This window comes from Pseudooceanicola nanhaiensis, from assembly GCF_020171315.1.
GTDB classification, from domain to species: Bacteria; Pseudomonadota; Alphaproteobacteria; order Rhodobacterales; family Rhodobacteraceae; genus Pseudooceanicola; species Pseudooceanicola nanhaiensis_A.
Map to the genome: position 1 here is coordinate 14,733 of NZ_JAIUZP010000021.1, position 16,021 is coordinate 30,753.

A 16,021-nucleotide genomic window follows, 5' to 3' on the forward strand; every position below is an offset into this window, starting at 1 on the left:
ACCAAGAGGATAGCATCATGAGCGGACAAGGACATATCGGATCGCCGTTTGTCAGGTCACTGCGCGGCCTGTCATTTTTCGCGGGCATTGCTGCCGCCTTCACCTTCATGCCGAAGCTCTATGAGCGCGTGGCACCGTCTGTCTGGCGATACACGCTGGAACATTACCAGGGCATGGACACGCAGCTTGTGCTGCTTGGTCTGAAGGGGATGCTGGCGCTGGTCATCTATTTCACGGTCAGCGCTGCGATCAATGCTGCCCTGTCCGCCTACGGCCTGCATCTGGCCCTGAAGGTGATGCAGCGCGACAGCGAGGTCATCGAAGACCCTTCGAGCTTGCGCCGTCAACGCAAATCCCGCCGCAAGATGTTCATGCTCGGTGTGATCGTCGTTGTCGGCCTGATCCAGTGGGGGCTGTCATGAGTAAGAGCTGGAATGACCGTAATCCGTTTGGCTCGGCCAACTTTGCAGCACATGCTGATCTTCATGCGGCTGGCATGCTGCGTCAGAGCGATACCGCCCTGTTTCTGGGTTTTCATGCAGGTCAGCCGCTCTGGTATGATCGTCCCGGCGGTCTGCTCCTGATTAGCGGGGCGCGCTCCGGCAAGCTGCGGGATGTGCTGGCCTATAACCTATGCAGCGGGATATTCCGGCGTAGCTCGATGCTGGTGCTGGACCTGAAGGGCGAACTGGCCGCGATCTCGCAGGACCAGACACCTGACAACAAGCATTGCCATTACTGGAACCCGCTTGGCCTGCACGGCATTCGGCAGGACCGCGTGAACCCCGTGGATTACCTGCGCAAATCTTCTCCCTCGCTCTTCGCAGATGTGAAGTTGTTTGCCGAAGGTCTGGTGCCCAGTTCCGGTGCGCCGCAATCTGCCTTCTTCGAACAGAGGGCACGGGAATATGTCGAGGCGATCTCGCTGATGCTGGTCATGCTGAACGGCGCACTTGATCTGCCAGCCCTCTATGAGACCATCAACCTGATCCCCGGCAATACGCCCGCATGGCGTGACTTTGCCTATGAGATGTACCGCTCGGGCATTCCTCTGGTCGCCCGTGTTGAAGAAGAGATTGCGACCTCAAGAGAGGATTCCTCCGGCGGCTATCGCGGGATCATGGGCGAGTTGTTCAATTCCGTGGCCTGTCTTTCCGATCCGGTGCTGCGGGAATCCGTGTCGCCGCCCTTCGATTTCTCGCTGGAAGACTTGTGCCGCTCCGATCACTTCACCCAGTTCTACATGATGTGTCCGGCTGAACTGGTCGGGGCCTATGCCCCCGTTATCAAGGCGATCTTCACTGGCGCGATGATCTACAAGGCCCGCAAACCCGAAGCACCTGCCCAGACGTGGATTCTGGATGAATGCGCGCAGTTGAAAGGGTTCAGCCTCGTGCCGCGCATGTTCACCTATGGCGCTGGCATGGGTATCCGCCCGTGGGCAGTGTTCCAGTCCCTCAAGCAGATGGATGACCTGGCACCCGGCGCGCGGGACATCATCACCTCCAGTGCGGGCTGTCAGAGTTACTTCAGCCTGCGCGATGTTCTGTCCTCGCGCACCATCTCCGAAATGCTCGGGGTGCAGACCTTTAAGTGGACTGATCCCGTCCGGCAAGGCCGCGCTCGTCTCGATCAGGCCAGACTGCTTGGAAACCTCTTCAGCGGGGCCGATCCGTTCGATCTGATCCCGCAGTTCATGCAGAAGCGTCTCGAAAGCCAATGGCAGACACGGCAGCGCCGTCCGCTGCGCACCACCGATGAAGTGCTGAACCTGCCCGAGAACCGCCAGTTTATCTTTGCGGACGGACTGCCGGGGGCGGTGCTGGCGGAACGCGCGCCGTACTTCGACCAGCCGTTTATGGCGGGGCGGTATCATCCAAACCCGTACCATCCGCCCTATGACTCTGTGCAGGCCATGACGGCTGACGGCCCCCGCCGTCTTCCCGTCACCCGCGAACCTGTTCCGGATCGTTTTGCCCACCTGCCGCAATACCGGGACGGGATGTGGTCTCATATCGGGGGGCAAGGTGATGCGTGACAGCCGACCCAGTTCCTACAGCTTCCAGCACCGGGGCGAGCTGCCGTCCTATGACGCGCAGTTCACCCGTGATGCCGGGCTGTCACGGGACGCGTTTGAAGCCCTGCGGACAGGCAGAAATCCTGAACCTCGCATCACGCGCGATCCGTCCGAGCGCGACCAGTGGCACGTAAAGGTCAACCGCTTCGATCTGCCCGAACCACGACCGGACTTCGCCCTGCCAAACCGTGTGCGCTTCAATGCTGACTGGGAGGAAATGCGCCGCCTGTCCCGCGCGAAGTTTGAGGAACGGCGTCTGAATGTGGCCAGCCGTTTCTTCCGGCGAGCGCGCGACAGGTAAATATCTGCAAGCTCTAATGTTCTAATCTTGCTCAATTTTACGTTGAAAAGGAGAAAGCCGATGTGATATGTTCTATCTTTGTTCTTATTCGCTGACGGCATCGCCTCGCGGACCGTAAGAACAAAACGACAAATCCCGAAAACTAAACCACCAACCAAGGAAAGGAGTGATTTCCATGGACAATACAACTGTGCCCAACAAACCAATCGAAACCCTGCGCGATAGCCGCCTGAAGGCGAGCATCTGGGAAAACGAGTCCGAGAAAGGCCCGTATTACACGGTCTCTCTTGCCAAGATTTACGAGGACAAGGACGGCCATCTTCAGGAAACCCAGTCGTTTTCTGCAAGCGAGTTGCTGCGTGTTGCCGAACTCGCCCGTGAAGCCCACGGCGTGGTCCGCGATCTGAAGCGCGAACGCAGCCAGGAGCGGAACACTGAGCAACAGGCCGAACAGGCGACCAGCCGTTCCCGTTCTGAGCGTCCGGCACGCTTCCGCAGGTGAACAATAAGCAATCGGACGGGCGCTTGGCTGTGTGGGGCCGCGCCCGTCCTTACGCCCTGGAAAAACATCAAGAAAAGAAAGGACGCACCATGAAAGATAGAGGGAAAACAAGAACAGAGCAGAAGGACCTGAGCACGCTCGGGCCGCCAGGATCACTCGGTGATCGCCTGCTAGAAGACTACGGGGCTGAACTGGAAGGTGAAGTTCTGACCGAAGACCAGCAGAAAGAATGCCTGATCGCTCTGTGGCAGGTGATGGTGGCGTTTGTCGATCTGGGGTTCAGCGTCAAGCCTGGGGATAAGCTCTTCCCCGAAAGTGACGTGGGCTTCGATGATGTGCTAAACTACATCTGCCTTGAAGACCTGCCGCGTGAAACAGTCGCATCCCCTGACAATCAAAAACAAGAGGAGCGCTGATCATGCCAAAGCCCCAAACAGCACCAACACAGACTTTCCCGGAAACCGACCAGTTGGCCGTCATTTACTGCCGGGTATCCTCGATCAAGCAGACCACGCAAGGCTCGGGCCTTACCTCGCAGGAAGCGCGCTGCCGCGAATATGCCAAGTACAAGGGATACGGCGTTGTGGCGGTGTTCACCGATGACATGTCCGGCGGATCAAGCGCCCGTCCGGGCATGCTGGAGATGTTGTCCTTCCTGCGCAAGCATCGCCGTGCGCCTCATGTGGTCATTATTGACGACATCAGCCGCCTGGCGCGGGGGCTGGAAGCCCATCTGCAACTGCGCGCCGATATCTCCGGTGCCGGGGGACGGCTGGAAAGCCCGTCCATCGAGTTCGGAGAAGATTCCGATTCCATCCTCGTTGAGAACCTGCTGGCCTCGGTCGCGCAGCACCAACGCGAGAAAAACGGGGAACAGACCCGCAACCGCATGCGCGCCCGCATCATGAGCGGGTATTGGTGCTTCAAGGCTCCCTACGGCTACCGCTACGAACGAAAGAGCGTTCATGGCAACCTGCTGGTGCGCGATGAGCCGCTGGCAACCATCATTCAGGACGCGCTTGAAGGCTATGCCTGCGGGCGCTTTGCCTCGCAGGCGGAAGTGAAGCGCTTCTTCGAAGACCAGCCCGCCTTCCCGAAATGCCTCCCCAACGGTGAAATCCGACAGCAACGTGTGACGGATATTCTCACGCGGGCAACCTATGCCGGGTATATCGAGGTGCCGGAATGGGACATCTCGCTCCGCAAGGGCCAGCATGAAGGACTGGTGAGCTTTGCGACATGGAAGAAGGTGCAGGAGAAGCTAGACGGTAAGACCAAGGCACCGTTCCGCAAGGACATTGCAGAAGACTTTCCGTTGCGTGGATTCGTTGCCTGCGGGGACTGCGGCAAGCCCATGACCTCGTGCTGGTCGAAAGGCTCCACCAAGTCCTATCCGTACTACCTGTGCGACACAAAAGGTTGCGGCTCCTACCGCAAGTCCATCCGCCGCGCTGATATCGAAGAGGGGTTCGAGTCGCTCCTGCGGAACATGACGCCGTCGCGCAACCTGCTCAGCGTTGCTCGCAAGATGTTTGCCGATCTTTGGGACGACCGACTGGCACGGGCGGAGGCTGACGAACAGGACCTGAAAAAGCGCCTCGGTGAAATCGAGCGCCAGAGCGACGCGCTGCTGGCCCGGATCGTGGAGACGGAGAGTGTTCCCGTCATCACGGCATATGAGAAAAAGATCGGTGCGCTCAGCGAAGAAAAGCTGCTCGTCTCCGAAAAACTCGAAAATCTAACGCCGCCTTCGGGCACGTTCGAAAATCTCTTCGAACTGGCGTGGCGGTTCTTATCAAACCCTTGGAAAATATGGGAAAGTGAGGTGCTACAACTGCGCAGACTGGTCCTCAGACTGACCTTTGCACAGCATCTCGTATATGACCGGAAAACAGGTTATCGAACGCCGGATTTATCCTTACCGTTCAAACTATTAAGCCCTTCACAAACCCCTGTTTGTGAAATGGTGCGGGTGAAGGGACTCGAACCCCCACGCCAAAGGCGCCAGAACCTAAAGTTAGCGATAATTCTGCACAATCAATGCATTACTTAATTTTTTGCGCAGGACATAACGGGTACAAATCGGCAACCTGCGAAACCGCTGTTCTGCCGAATAGAGCGCGTCTTCTGGGCCCGGTTCACGCAGGTTCAGTGAACCGGAATGCATTTCGTGGAATTTACTTTACCCGCTGCACCGCCGCCGTCAGAACTCTGTCGCGCGGCGCCTGACCTACTCCAGCCCTGCCTTCAGTGTCTCGGCATAGCCGCGCGATGCCGGGTGCGTCCAGACGGCCCAGAGCCAGTGAGGATCGCCGGACCGAGGCTAGAAACTGACCCGGCCCACGGAATATCCCGGCCAATGTGCGATTAAATCGTCACTGATGCGCTCTCCGGCTGTGGCAGTAGGAATACTGGCCCAGGTCGCCCCTCAGGTGGACTCCGGTCGACAAAACGGACAAGGTCGGCTCATATGGAGTTGGAATATTTCTATGAGCAATGCCTTCGATCATGTACTTCGCACCAAAATACTGGCCTCACTGGCCACGGTTCACCCCAAGAAACTACCGCCCTCCAAGATCATCGAAATTCAGCACCCAAGTGACCTGAACTGTATGCTTCACAAACTCTCCGAGGAGGGATTGGTCGAGCTTCGGCATATCGAACTCGTCAATGGCGAAATCGCTATCAGCAGCGCAAAGATAACGGACAGAGGACTAGCAAGGCTGCAGGACAGATCGGTCAGATAGCGCACCCGCTGCACCGTCGACGCCAGATCATCTGTCGCGCGGCTCCCGGCCTGCCGCAGCCCCACCTTCAGCGTCTCAGTTGAGCTGTGCGGTGCCGGATGCGTACGGAGTTCCCAGAGCCGGCGCGGATCGCCTGCCTGATATCGGGACTAAACACCTAGTCACAACTGTCTCTATTTGATCACTTTCTTTTCCTGGCATCGCTGTCTACCGAAAAATCGAAGCCGCAAACTGGATCATCGGCGGAAACCCGCCCTATGCTGATCTCGCCCCCCCTCCGAACGCGTCCGCAAAGGATGCTGTACCCATGTGAACTGCGCCACTTTTCTTTGAAGCCCTTCAGACAAGGTCTGCGTAGTCCCGTGCGGCGGGTGAGTCATAGGATGTATTGTGTTTTATCACCGAGGAGTTCTCCGAATGCCCACGACCCCCGCAATCTGGAAGCCGCAGACCATCGTCACTTCCGGGGGACAGATTCTCAGGCCACAGATTACCCAGCTTGCCGACGGGAATATCCTCGTCGTCTGGATCGCCAACGAGTCGACCCGCAGCGACCCCCTGAACGTGGACGTCATGGCACGTCTCTACGATCCGGCGGGAAACGCCGTGAGCGAGGAGTTCCAACTAGAAGGCGCAAGCGGGGCCGAACGGCTGCCGCAGATTGCCAGCCTGCCTGATGGTGGCTTCCTCGTGTACCGCTTCGTCGGAGACGATTCCTCCTACACCTTCGACAAGACGGTGCTGTCGCAATTCACCTCCGATGGCACGCTGGTGACCACGCAGGAGGTCTACCCGGACGGGGCGGATACCGGCTCTTTCTGGAGTTGGCCGGCTTACGGGGAGTTGGCCGTATCCAGTGCGACGTCCACCCTCGTGCTGTACGAAGATGTGTCGGGCGACATTCTCGCCAAGATCTGGAACAGTGAAACCCAGAGCTTCAGCACCGGATCCTTCGTGGTCTTCGATTCTCACGCGGCCGGGGTCTATGACTACTACGGCAACTACGAGGTGGCCGTCTTGGAAAACGGCAGCTATGCCGCCGTTGCCACCCAGTACGCGGAACAAGATCCGGCCAACGTGTTCGAGGTCGAGGTGACGATCCTGTCACAGGGCGGCGCCGTCCTGATGGCCCCGACGGCGATCGCCTCCACCTCCGAGTGGACCGACCCGGGGGTCGAGTCCCTGTCTGGCGGGGGCTTCGTGGTCTCGTGGTACGAGGGCGGCAGCGACACGAACTTCCACTTCGCCCTCTTCGATAGCAGTGGCAACGCAGTTCCTATCGCTGGGGATGGCCTATTGGAGAACGTCGGCAACAACAGGGACTACTATCAGGATCCGGTGATGGTCGGTCTCGAGGACGGGGGCTTCCTCGTCGTCTATGAGGCGTCCGATGCCAATGGCATCTACGCGGTTCGCTTCGCGGCAGACGGATCGGCGGTGGGCGAGCGCATGCTGGTTTCGGATGAGTTCAATTACTCTAACATCGCTGCGACCCTGCTGGCTGATGGACGGGTCGCGGTCACATACTCGCGGCAAGGCAGTTTGAAAGAGATCGCCACGGTGATCATCGACACGCGCGACACGGTGACGGACGGCGATATGCCCGGGACGGACCATGACTACCGCGTCGGCACCGTGGGCGACGATACCTTCGTGATCACCGGTGAGCAGATCCCGGTCTATGGCGGGCCGGGCGATGACACGTTCGAGGTCCTCTCGGGGCTCGACGGGGACGAGATGGACGGCGGCGATGGCACCGATCTGATCGACTGGTCCGGGTCGGGCCTGAGCGGCATGACTTTCGACCTCGCCTCGGGCACGGCGAGCGATGGCACCGATACGGAGTTCATGTGGAACTTCGAGCGCCTGCGCGGCACCGCGGCCGCCGACGTGATCCTTGGCCGGGCGGACGCGGCTGATGCGCTGATGGGGGCGGGCGGCGACGATACGCTCGACGGTCGGGGCGGCGCCGACAGCCTCTACGGCGAGGGCGGCGACGACCTGCTTGTCGCCTCCGGGACCGGCGCACTGCTCGATGGCGGCGCGGGCACGGATACCGCCGATTTCGGCGCAGTCTCCGTGGGCGTCAGCGTCAATCTCGCCAGCGGTGTTGTCGGCGTGGACGGGGTGACCCAGCAGATTGCAGGGATCGAGGTAGTACTAGGCTCGGCCCATGATGATGTGCTGATCGGGGACCGCGACGGCAACGTCCTGGAGGGACAGGACGGGGATGACGTGCTCTCGGGGCTGGCCGGGGACGATGTCCTGCTGGGTGGCGCCGGGGACGACACGATTGCTGGCAACGCGGGTGTCGACACACTTGTCGGCGGGGCGGGCACCGACACCGCGGATTACAGCGATGAGAGCACGGGCGGTTCCTTCGATCTTGCCAGCGGTGCGGTGACGCTCGGGACGGGCGGCTCTGCGATCACCGAAAGCGCCACCGGGTTCGAGAACCTCTGGGGCACCGCGGGGAACGACACGATCCTCGGCACCTCGGGGGCCAACGAACTGACCGGCAACGCCGGCGATGACATTCTCTCCGGGCTCGGCGGCGACGATCTGCTGATCGGCAACCAGGGCGATGATCAGCTTCTCGGCGGCATTGGTGCGGACACCCTGCTGGGGGGCGCGGGCGATGACACGCTGGAGGGCGGCGATGGCGCAGACCTACTGAACGGCGGCTCCGACACGGATCGCCTGTTCGGCGGCGCAGGCAATGACACGCTGCTGGGGGAATCCGGTAAGGACTGGATCTATGGCGGCGCGGGCGACGACAACGCCGATGGCGGCTATGCCAACGACAAGCTCTTCGGCGAGGGCGGCAATGACATCCTCTTTGGCGGCGGCAACGACGATACCGTGGATGGCGGTCTTGGCGCGGATACGCTGGCGGGGGGCGATGGAAACGACTTGCTGCGCGGTGGCGCGGGCTACGGCTGGGATCAGTTGGAGGGCGGCGCGGGCGATGACCGGCTGATCGGGGGCGCGGGCCGGGACACGCTGATCGGCGGCGAAGGCAACGACAAGCTCAACGGCGGCGGGGCGGCCGACCTGTTCATCTTCGCGGGCGACTTCGGCAACGACGTGTTGATCAACTTCGACAGTGACGACGCCGAGAAGATCGACCTCTCCGATACCCTCTTCATCGTCTCCGACTTCGACGACCTGCTGGCAAACCACCTGACCGAGGTCGATGGCACGGCCCAGATCACGGTGGGCAGCAGCAGCGTGCTTCTGGTCGGGGTCGCGCTGGAGGAGATCGGCTACGGCCTCGCCTATTCGGCGGATGATTTCATCTTCTGAGACCACGACGCAAAACAGCAACGAAGGCCCGCTTTGGTCTCCCGGGCGGGCTTTCGTCATTCGATGTAGCTGCGAGCAAACTTCTCCCCGCTGCCCCGCTCCTATAGCTGCAGACCTCGGCACACCCACGAGGGCAGCGCCTAGGGCGTATCATTTCCCGACGTCCCAGACAGCTTCGCGGCAGCATGCGAAGAGGCCGACGTGATGAAGAACGCGATCGCGGCACTGGATGACTACGCGGCAGATGCTGAGGTCCCCGCCAAGGCGATGCCGCTCGGCACCGTCCGCGAAAAGTATGCCGAAGACACGGCCGAAGGTGCCTACCTGATCATGGTCCCGCTCATTCGGCGCGAAACCAAGATAGTAAGAGCGAACCTGTCCTTCGAGCGCGGCCTGCTCGAAGCGATTGACGAGGCTGCCGACCGAGCGGGGCTGAGCCGCTCTGCATTCTTGGACCTCGCAGCGCGGCATATGATCGAAGACGGTATTTGTTCTGCCGCATGGTGCGATGCGAAGAGGCCACGTCCAAAACGGGGCCCCCTCGATCCCAAACGGGATCAGGGCAGCTCGGCGCTTTCCCCTTGGCCGAACATCCCTTCGAGGGCCGCAGGTTCTGACAGCACGATCGTCCCGTACCCGCGCGTCAGATAGCCTCGCGCCTCGAATTCGGCCAACCGCGCGGCCACCGCGCTGCGTGACACCTGAATGATCGTCGCAATATCCGCCTGAGAGGCCCGCACCACGCGGGGGGCGCCGCGCTCGGGCTGTGCAAGCAGCAGCAGGGCGCGCGCGACACGTTCGGCAATGTCCTGGATCCGCAGCAGCCCGACGACCTCAAAGGTCGTCGCCATGTTGGTCGCCAGCAACCGGGCGATCTCTCGCCATCCGCAGGGCTGTTCGGCGCAGATCCGCACCAACTCGTCCCGCCGCAACCGCAGAAGCTGACAGGGGCCCCGCGTTGTCACCGTAAGCATCCGTGTGCGCCCCAGCGTCGAGGCAAGATCTCCATGCCACGCGCCGGGACCGGAAATGAAGGCGAGCGAATTCGAGGCGTCAATCCGATGCAGATGCAATTCCAGAGCGCCATCGAGAATGCCGTAGATCGCCCCAGGGGGATCGCCGGCGTTATACACGGTCTCGCCATTTCTGTAGGTCATCACGTCAGAACGAGCGAGCACCGCGTCCCGGAATTCCGGGGGCGCAGAGGCGAGCCATCCCTGACTGCGAAGCGTCTTCATGGGACTCATTTTACACAACTTTTTCCAGCGAACTGTCCACGAAACGACAAACTCAATCCTAGATTGAAGTAGGATTTATGCACTGACTTTGAAACTATTAAAAATTGGAGTCCCCGCAATGTCTTTCCGATTTGCCTTTGCGTCCGCTCTCCTGGCGCTATCGGCATCCACGGTGGCCGCGCAGGATGCGCCGGCCAAACCGAATATCCTTGTGATCTGGGGTGATGATGTCGGGATGTGGAACATCTCGGCCTATCACCGCGGGATGATGGCGGGCGAAACGCCCAATATCGACCGGATCGCCAATGAAGGCATGCTCTTCATGGATCACTACGCGCAGGCGTCCTGCACCGCAGGGCGCGCGGCCTTCATCACCGGGCAGTATCCGATCCGCGTCGGCCTTGCCACGGTGGGCCTGCCCGGCGCGCCGCAGGGCCTCTCGACCGAGGATCCGACGCTGGCGGAAATGCTCAAGGCCGAAGGCTATCGCACGGGCCAGTTCGGCAAGAACCACCTCGGCGATCAGGACACCCATCTGCCCACGAACCACGGTTTCGACGAGTTCTTCGGCATCCTCTACCACCTGAACGCCGGGGAATATCCCGAGCAGGTCGACTATCCCGCGCAGGCCTTCGAGGACGCAAACCTCGCGCAACGCGGCATCATCCACAGCTTCGCCACCCTCGATGGCGGACAGGAGATCGAAGACCTCGGCCCCTTCGGTGCGGATGTGCAACGGCACCTCGATCAGGACGTCCTGGTGGAAAGCAAACGCTTCATCACCGACGCGGTGGAGGCGAACGAGCCCTTCTTCGTCTGGCACAACACCACGCGGATGCACTACAAGACCAACCTCGATGACCATTACGCGGGCATCACTGGCCTCGGGAATGTCTATGCAGATGGCATGGTCGAGATGGACGACGACGTGGGCGAACTGTTGACGCTGCTCGACGATCTGGGCGTGGCCGACAACACGATGGTCATGTTCTCCACCGACAACGGCGCGGCCTCGAACTCCTGGCCCGACGGCGGCAATCAGCCGTTCCGGGGCGAGAAGGGCGTCGGCGGTTACGAGGGGGCCTTCAAGGTCCCGATGATGGTCAAATGGCCCGGCCTGATCCCCGAGGGGACCACCACCGGCGAGCTGATGACCATGGAGGACTGGATCCCCACCATCATGAGCCAGCTGGGCAAGCCAGACCTGAAGGAAGACCTTCTGGCGGGCACCGAGATCGGGGGCAAGTCCTTCAAGGTGCATCTCGACGGCTATGACCAGACGCCGATCCTGACCAAGTCCGGCCCGTCGAACCGGATGGAGTTCTACTTCTTCTCCGAAACGACCTTCCACGGGCTGCGGTACGGGGAGTGGAAATTCCTCTTCACCCACCAGGACCGCTGGTTCAACGGACAGCAGTACGAGATGACGTCGCCGCAGATCACCCGCCTCGATCTCGACCCGTTCGAGCGGTTCCACGGCGCGCGTGGCTTCGATGAATGGCAGGAGAACCGCTCTTGGGCGATCGGGCCGGCACTCGGCCTGGTGAACAAGTTCGTGGCCTCCTTCGAAGAGTATCCGCCGCGCATCGCCAGCTTCTCGACCTCGGTCGAGGAGATGTCGAAAACGATCATGGATGCGGCCCCCTCGCCGCAGTGACCCGGCCCTGACGCTGAGACACCGAGACACCCGGATCGCAGGATCCGGGTGTTTTCGGTTCTGGCAGACGGTTCGAGGTCGAGCGTACCGTGGTCGGTCGACGGAGGGCCTTGATGTTGAGGCCCATCGTCGTTGGCTCCGCGTCGCTGTTCGCCTAGCTGCTGTCGCAGGCACTGTCTCAGCGCTCAAGTTCGGGCGCCCGCTAAGGGCTAGGAACGGCCCCAGAAACACAGTCCAGAAACCGTCGGCTAGTGCATGGCCTACCCGAGATGGGCAGGCCACTACCCTAGAGGGCGACGACTACGCGACGGTATTGACCTCTCCGCTCACCCAGCCCACACGCTCCATGGCCTCAAGCACGAAGCGCTCGGCAAGTCGGTCGAGAACGCCATCACCCGGCACAAGCCAGGCGATCGCTTCCGGCACGCTCTCGCGGGCGTATGCGATCGCCTCGGCCTTCAGCGCGTCGAGGCCACCGCCTGCCCCCTTTCCGAGCGCAGCCTTCGCCCCCGTCATCAGCGCCGAATGCAGCGCGTTGCGATGTACTGCGTCGATCTCAACGCCCGCCTTCACTTTGATGTAGGAGGCAGCGCCGTTGATGACCCACGTCAGGAGCGCCCCGAAGAGCGCGAGAAGCGATGGCGTGAGAAGATCCAGAAGGTCGTTCATGAGTTCGTCCTTTCGAGGTGCGCCGGCGGCGCGTGGGGGCGCGGAACAGGGCCGCAGAGAGGACCAGCACGAGGCGCCAGTCGGTTATGGGAAGGAGGGGGAAGAGGATCACGCGAACGCGCTCTCCGCCTGTGCGGTCGAGGAGAGCCGCGGCAGCGCCCCCGTCGGCATCGGTACGATCGACGGCCAGCGGAAACTCGCAGCGGTGAAGCGGCTCTTCTCGATTGGCGCGATGCTGACGGTGTTCGACTGATTGCCGCCGAGGCAGTAGTACCGGGTCGCGTCCTCGCCCATGAGGAAGGCGACATGCCCGCCGCCGTTGCGGGTGATCGAGATGACCGCCCCCAGCACCGGGGCGCAGGAGACGCCGAACCCGCGCCAGTTCAGCGCCCAGTAGGGATTGACCCCGAGCTGGCCCGGGAAGGGCTCGGCGGGCAGCGCCAGGCGGATGCAGGTCTCGACGAAGTCGCCGCACCACGGGAAGACGGCAGGATCGCCAAGAGCGTGGCCGTCGCTGGCGAGAAAGGCCCGCACCTCGGCGTTGTCGTAGATCTCGTGCAGCCCCTTGAACTTGAGGCCGACCTTGATCCAGTCGGGCAGGTTCAGCGTCCCGGTCTCGGCCGGCGCAGCCGGGTCCTTCATCAGCGCCGCCATGGTGAGCGGGCCGACATAGGGGCGCGGCGCATAGCCGATCGACCGCTTGAAGGCGATGATGGCCGCATTCGTGCGCCGGCCGATGATGCCGTCCACCGGGCCGGGGTCAATGCCATGCGCCTTGAGGCGCACCTGCGTGGTCATGCGCTCGTCCAGCGTCATCGCACTGTTGTCGGTCTTGCTCAAGGACATGCCGTTTCTCCATGCAAAAGGCCCCGCCGGATGGCAGGGCAAGGCAAGTTTCGGTTTTCTGGTCAGTGTGTTGCTGCTACCGGTGGCCCGAGCGCGGAGCACGGTCGTTCAGCCTTGTTTGGCCTGTTCTCTGTTCTGCACAACCCAGAGGACAGCTCTGCGCTCACAGCTTCAATGAATTTGACAAAAGCAGTTTCAGTGGACTGCGCGTTAAAGTTGCGTCAGGGTCGGCCTTGAGCGCGGATTGCAACGTGTAATGACTGGGCCTTCATCCCGCAGCACCCAGTCAGGCGACCCCATCGCTAACCCTCATCCGTTGCGCCGCGCTCACCCTACCGCACATACAGAGAGCCGCTTTTCGCTTACCGCTACGTTCGGTCGTGCGCCGCAAAGATTACCTTGATAGTAAGGTTACTGAGCGTGGGGCGACGATCACCAACAGAAGACCGTGATTTCGGTCTCTCTTGCACCCACCCACGGCGATCGAACGCATATGCAGCTGCCCCACGCTCACCCCATTTTTTTCACTAGTCACAACCTCGCGTCAGATAGGCCTCAGCTCTATGAAGCCCTACTCTCTTTCAGGTTGAGCGATACTGTGGTATCGACCCATCAGTGATGAACGGGCCGTGCCACCGCACATCCGCTTGGTCAAGTTCTACGGTTCTGCTTACTGGCCCCCTTTTGGTCCGCCTTTTGGCTGGTACACTCGAGTTATGGCGACGATTGCCCAGGGAGCTACTTGTCGCGCCATTTACTACCACCCCCGAGTGTACCAACCAGAGCGCGGAGCACGGCTAAAGCGCATTACACCGCTCAGCCGGTCTTGTTTTCGCATTTCCAAGGCAGTTCCGCGCTCGCATTCCAGTTTCTCAATGTAACTATAGACTCTTCTAGGCTCAGTGACGCAAAGTTCTCACGAGCGCGCGGAGCTCCTCGTTCAGCCAGCCTTGATCACCCCACCCGATCTGGCCAGCCATCACCCACGGACATGCGAGCCTCCCGCGTTCACCCCCCCAACAGCTGATACGGCACCACATCGGTTCGATCCGGCACCCGCTTGCCTGCGCACTCGTAGTCAAGGACCAGGTACAGCTCGATGCGCCCGGGGAAGAGGTCAGCCGGCGGCACGATCTCGATGCGAAGCTTCTCGAAGCTGTCCCCGATCTGACGCCGGACGCCGCCCTTGACCAGGCGCGTGCCTGCGAGAGGCACGTTTCGCGCATCAGTGAAGAGAGGCGTCCAGTCCATCAGGCGGCAGTTCTTGCCGAGCCGCGTCCGGGCCACGGTCAGCCACAGGACCACCGTCTCGCCCGCCTTGACCGGCTCCTCGACGTAGGAAAGCCCCTGCGGCTGCCGAATTACCCTATCCTCGCCGGTGGCCCGCCGCACGTCCTGCGCCAGCCCCTCGACCTGGACGGCAAGCGACTGGACTGCCCCCTCCGTCGCCAGCCTCTCGAAGCCGAGTTCCTCCCGGACCGTCGCTATGATCCACTCCCGGTTCACGGCATAAAGCCCGGCCAGCATCAGCAGCATGAGCGGCGTGATCACCGTCACGATCCAGAAGAGATCGCGTAGCAGTCCGATTACAGTGCGGGTGCGCGGCAGCAAGTCTTCCTTGGTCATGTCGGTCTCGCTCTGGTCAGGCTGCCGGCATCACGGGCCAGACAGGCGCGGCGAAATCAGCCACGTCCTCGGGCCGGTCGCGCAATGCCTGGCGATAGGTCTCCCGGTCGTCGGCGCGGACCTCCACTGTCCAATGCGAGCCGCTGGCGTTCACGATGGCCACCGGCTGTCATCGGCGTAATCGTCGGGGATCGTGCCGCTGTCCACCATCGCCCAGCTGACGGCCATGACCTGCTCGACCCATTCCATCCCGGCGGAGGCCAACTCGACCGCCTGCGCGCCGGTCAACTCGTGGATCGTGTTCGCGTCATCCCGGAAGGTTACCGTCTCGGAGGAGCTTGCGGCCAGGATCGCGGCGCCCCGCTGGAGGACGGCCAGCATGATGGTCTGATCGAAGGCCCGCCCGCGCACCGGCACGCTGCCGAAGGACAGGCCGAGCGTCGTGCCGGCATCGAGCCGCCGCCCGCGCTCTTGGTGAAGCGCGGCTTTCAGGTTGGCCTGCGACACCTCGACAGCCTCCGCTGCCGTTCGCATCCAGTCATTCGGCATTGGTCGCCTCCTCTTCTCCGGCAGGTGCTTCGCTTTTGGACACGTCCGACATTGGGACGCTCTCGATCAGGACAGGCAGAACCGGGACAGTGCACCAGCCCGCCTCGCCCTGCGCGATGCCATCGCGCCACGCCACGGCATAGCTCGGCACATCGACCTCGGCGTCTTCCGCCACCTGCTGGAGGTCGGAGAGGCCCGTAGGGATCACGTAGCAGGTGGCGCTGTCATAGTCGGCGGCGTCAATCTCGACCTCGCTGCCGCGCCAATGCGCGGGCCGGTTCGGCACCCGGCTGGCGATGACCGACTGGCACAGCGTCACATGCAGTTCGCCCTCGCTGTCGCGATAGGCCCCGCGCAGGCCGATGGCCCGGGTGGTCGCATTGCCGAGGAACTGGCCGCCATGCTCCAGCGGTGAGAGGTCGAAGCCGTTGATGGCCTCGCCGTCGAGGACGTAGGCCGCGGGCGCCTTGCGCGTGGCAAGGAACAGGATCTTCATGTTGGCC

15 protein-coding genes and 1 pseudogene are annotated in these 16,021 nt (G+C 61.8%); 9 read left to right on the plus strand and 7 right to left on the minus strand.

Annotation, left to right across the window (positions count from 1 at the left end):
• The first annotated feature begins 17 nt into the window (after window positions 1-17).
• The 8 genes and pseudogenes from LCM32_RS21625 to LCM32_RS22175 form a co-directional block, all read left to right on the plus strand.
• A complete protein-coding gene (locus LCM32_RS21625; protein WP_224823165.1) occupies window positions 18-422 on the plus strand; it encodes a hypothetical protein in 405 nt (134 codons plus the stop codon).
• Complete coding sequence (locus LCM32_RS21630) at window positions 419-2,038, plus strand: type IV secretory system conjugative DNA transfer family protein (RefSeq protein ID WP_224823166.1); 1,620 nt, start codon at window positions 419-421, stop codon at window positions 2,036-2,038. Before LCM32_RS21625 ends, LCM32_RS21630 begins: the two co-directional genes overlap by 4 nt.
• The gene (locus tag LCM32_RS21635; RefSeq protein ID WP_224823167.1) at window positions 2,031-2,378 is read left to right on the plus strand and encodes a hypothetical protein; all 348 of its coding nucleotides are present in this window, start codon (window positions 2,031-2,033) and stop codon (window positions 2,376-2,378) included. The genes LCM32_RS21630 and LCM32_RS21635 overlap by 8 nt, the downstream gene beginning before the upstream one ends.
• Before the next feature lie 175 nt (window positions 2,379-2,553).
• On the plus strand, window positions 2,554-2,880 hold the full coding sequence (locus tag LCM32_RS21640; RefSeq protein ID WP_224823168.1) for a hypothetical protein: 327 nt from the start codon (window positions 2,554-2,556) through the stop codon (window positions 2,878-2,880).
• Complete coding sequence (locus LCM32_RS21645) at window positions 2,877-3,296, plus strand: hypothetical protein (RefSeq protein ID WP_224823169.1); 420 nt, start codon at window positions 2,877-2,879, stop codon at window positions 3,294-3,296. Before LCM32_RS21640 ends, LCM32_RS21645 begins: the two co-directional genes overlap by 4 nt.
• A 2-nt stretch (window positions 3,297-3,298) precedes the next feature.
• Window positions 3,299-4,933 (plus strand): recombinase family protein, encoded by a 1,635-nt coding sequence (locus tag LCM32_RS21650; protein ID WP_224823170.1) that lies wholly within the window; start codon window positions 3,299-3,301, stop codon window positions 4,931-4,933.
• Between the two features lie 1,111 nt (window positions 4,934-6,044).
• The gene (locus LCM32_RS21655) at window positions 6,045-8,933 is read left to right on the plus strand and encodes a calcium-binding protein (RefSeq protein ID WP_224823171.1); all 2,889 of its coding nucleotides are present in this window, start codon (window positions 6,045-6,047) and stop codon (window positions 8,931-8,933) included.
• A 156-nt stretch (window positions 8,934-9,089) separates the two neighbouring features.
• Window positions 9,090-9,584: pseudogene (locus LCM32_RS22175) on the plus strand (type II toxin-antitoxin system HicB family antitoxin); the annotation flags it as partial.
• Here the strand turns inward: LCM32_RS22175 and LCM32_RS21665 are convergent.
• Complete coding sequence (locus LCM32_RS21665) at window positions 9,491-10,171, minus strand: Crp/Fnr family transcriptional regulator (RefSeq protein WP_224823173.1); 681 nt, start codon at window positions 10,169-10,171, stop codon at window positions 9,491-9,493. The pseudogene LCM32_RS22175 and the gene LCM32_RS21665 overlap by 94 nt on opposite strands.
• Window positions 10,172-10,382: 211 nt before the next feature.
• Between LCM32_RS21665 and LCM32_RS21670 the strand changes: the two genes are divergently transcribed.
• On the plus strand, window positions 10,383-11,828 hold the full coding sequence (locus LCM32_RS21670; RefSeq protein ID WP_318246216.1) for an arylsulfatase: 1,446 nt from the start codon (window positions 10,383-10,385) through the stop codon (window positions 11,826-11,828).
• A gap of 300 nt (window positions 11,829-12,128) precedes the next feature.
• On the opposite strand, the gene LCM32_RS21675 is transcribed toward LCM32_RS21670, so the two are convergent.
• The 6 genes from LCM32_RS21675 to LCM32_RS21700 form a co-directional block, all read right to left on the minus strand.
• Window positions 12,129-12,497: a hypothetical protein gene (locus LCM32_RS21675; RefSeq protein WP_224823175.1), complete on the minus strand. Its 369-nt coding sequence runs from the start codon at window positions 12,495-12,497 to the stop codon at window positions 12,129-12,131.
• 108 nt (window positions 12,498-12,605) lie between these two features.
• Window positions 12,606-13,343 carry a peptidoglycan-binding protein gene (locus LCM32_RS21680; protein WP_224823176.1) on the minus strand — a complete coding sequence of 246 codons (738 nt, stop codon included), beginning with the start codon at window positions 13,341-13,343 and terminating at the stop codon, window positions 12,606-12,608.
• A gap of 1,008 nt (window positions 13,344-14,351) precedes the next feature.
• A complete protein-coding gene (locus LCM32_RS21685; RefSeq protein ID WP_224823177.1) occupies window positions 14,352-14,969 on the minus strand; it encodes a hypothetical protein in 618 nt (205 codons plus the stop codon).
• 16 nt (window positions 14,970-14,985) lie between these two features.
• Entirely contained in the window at window positions 14,986-15,132 is a 147-nt protein-coding gene (locus LCM32_RS22130) for a phage tail assembly chaperone (RefSeq protein ID WP_224823178.1), read from the minus strand.
• On the minus strand, window positions 15,120-15,518 hold the full coding sequence (locus LCM32_RS21695; RefSeq protein WP_224823179.1) for a hypothetical protein: 399 nt from the start codon (window positions 15,516-15,518) through the stop codon (window positions 15,120-15,122). Before LCM32_RS21695 ends, LCM32_RS22130 begins: the two co-directional genes overlap by 13 nt.
• Window positions 15,508-16,014 (minus strand): hypothetical protein, encoded by a 507-nt coding sequence (locus LCM32_RS21700; protein ID WP_224823180.1) that lies wholly within the window; start codon window positions 16,012-16,014, stop codon window positions 15,508-15,510. Before LCM32_RS21700 ends, LCM32_RS21695 begins: the two co-directional genes overlap by 11 nt.
• Window positions 16,015-16,021: the final 7 nt, after the last annotated feature.

What these genes read in the sequence shown, in the direction of transcription:
- LCM32_RS21700 (WP_224823180.1), bottom strand. Translation starts at nt 16,014, where the DNA reads ATGAAGATCCTGTTCCTTGCCACGCGCAAGGCGCCCGCGGCCTACGTC.
- LCM32_RS21680 (WP_224823176.1), bottom strand. Translation starts at nt 13,343, where the DNA reads ATGTCCTTGAGCAAGACCGACAACAGTGCGATGACGCTGGACGAGCGC.
- LCM32_RS21640 (WP_224823168.1), top strand. Translation starts at nt 2,554, where the DNA reads ATGGACAATACAACTGTGCCCAACAAACCAATCGAAACCCTGCGCGAT.
- LCM32_RS21650 (WP_224823170.1), top strand. Translation starts at nt 3,299, where the DNA reads ATGCCAAAGCCCCAAACAGCACCAACACAGACTTTCCCGGAAACCGAC.
- LCM32_RS21625 (WP_224823165.1), top strand. Translation starts at nt 18, where the DNA reads ATGAGCGGACAAGGACATATCGGATCGCCGTTTGTCAGGTCACTGCGC.
- LCM32_RS21695 (WP_224823179.1), bottom strand. Translation starts at nt 15,518, where the DNA reads ATGCCGAATGACTGGATGCGAACGGCAGCGGAGGCTGTCGAGGTGTCG.
- LCM32_RS21675 (WP_224823175.1), bottom strand. Translation starts at nt 12,497, where the DNA reads ATGAACGACCTTCTGGATCTTCTCACGCCATCGCTTCTCGCGCTCTTC.
- LCM32_RS21665 (WP_224823173.1), bottom strand. Translation starts at nt 10,171, where the DNA reads ATGAAGACGCTTCGCAGTCAGGGATGGCTCGCCTCTGCGCCCCCGGAA.
- LCM32_RS21630 (WP_224823166.1), top strand. Translation starts at nt 419, where the DNA reads ATGAGTAAGAGCTGGAATGACCGTAATCCGTTTGGCTCGGCCAACTTT.
- LCM32_RS21685 (WP_224823177.1), bottom strand. Translation starts at nt 14,969, where the DNA reads ATGACCAAGGAAGACTTGCTGCCGCGCACCCGCACTGTAATCGGACTG.
- LCM32_RS21635 (WP_224823167.1), top strand. Translation starts at nt 2,031, where the DNA reads ATGCGTGACAGCCGACCCAGTTCCTACAGCTTCCAGCACCGGGGCGAG.
- LCM32_RS21655 (WP_224823171.1), top strand. Translation starts at nt 6,045, where the DNA reads ATGCCCACGACCCCCGCAATCTGGAAGCCGCAGACCATCGTCACTTCC.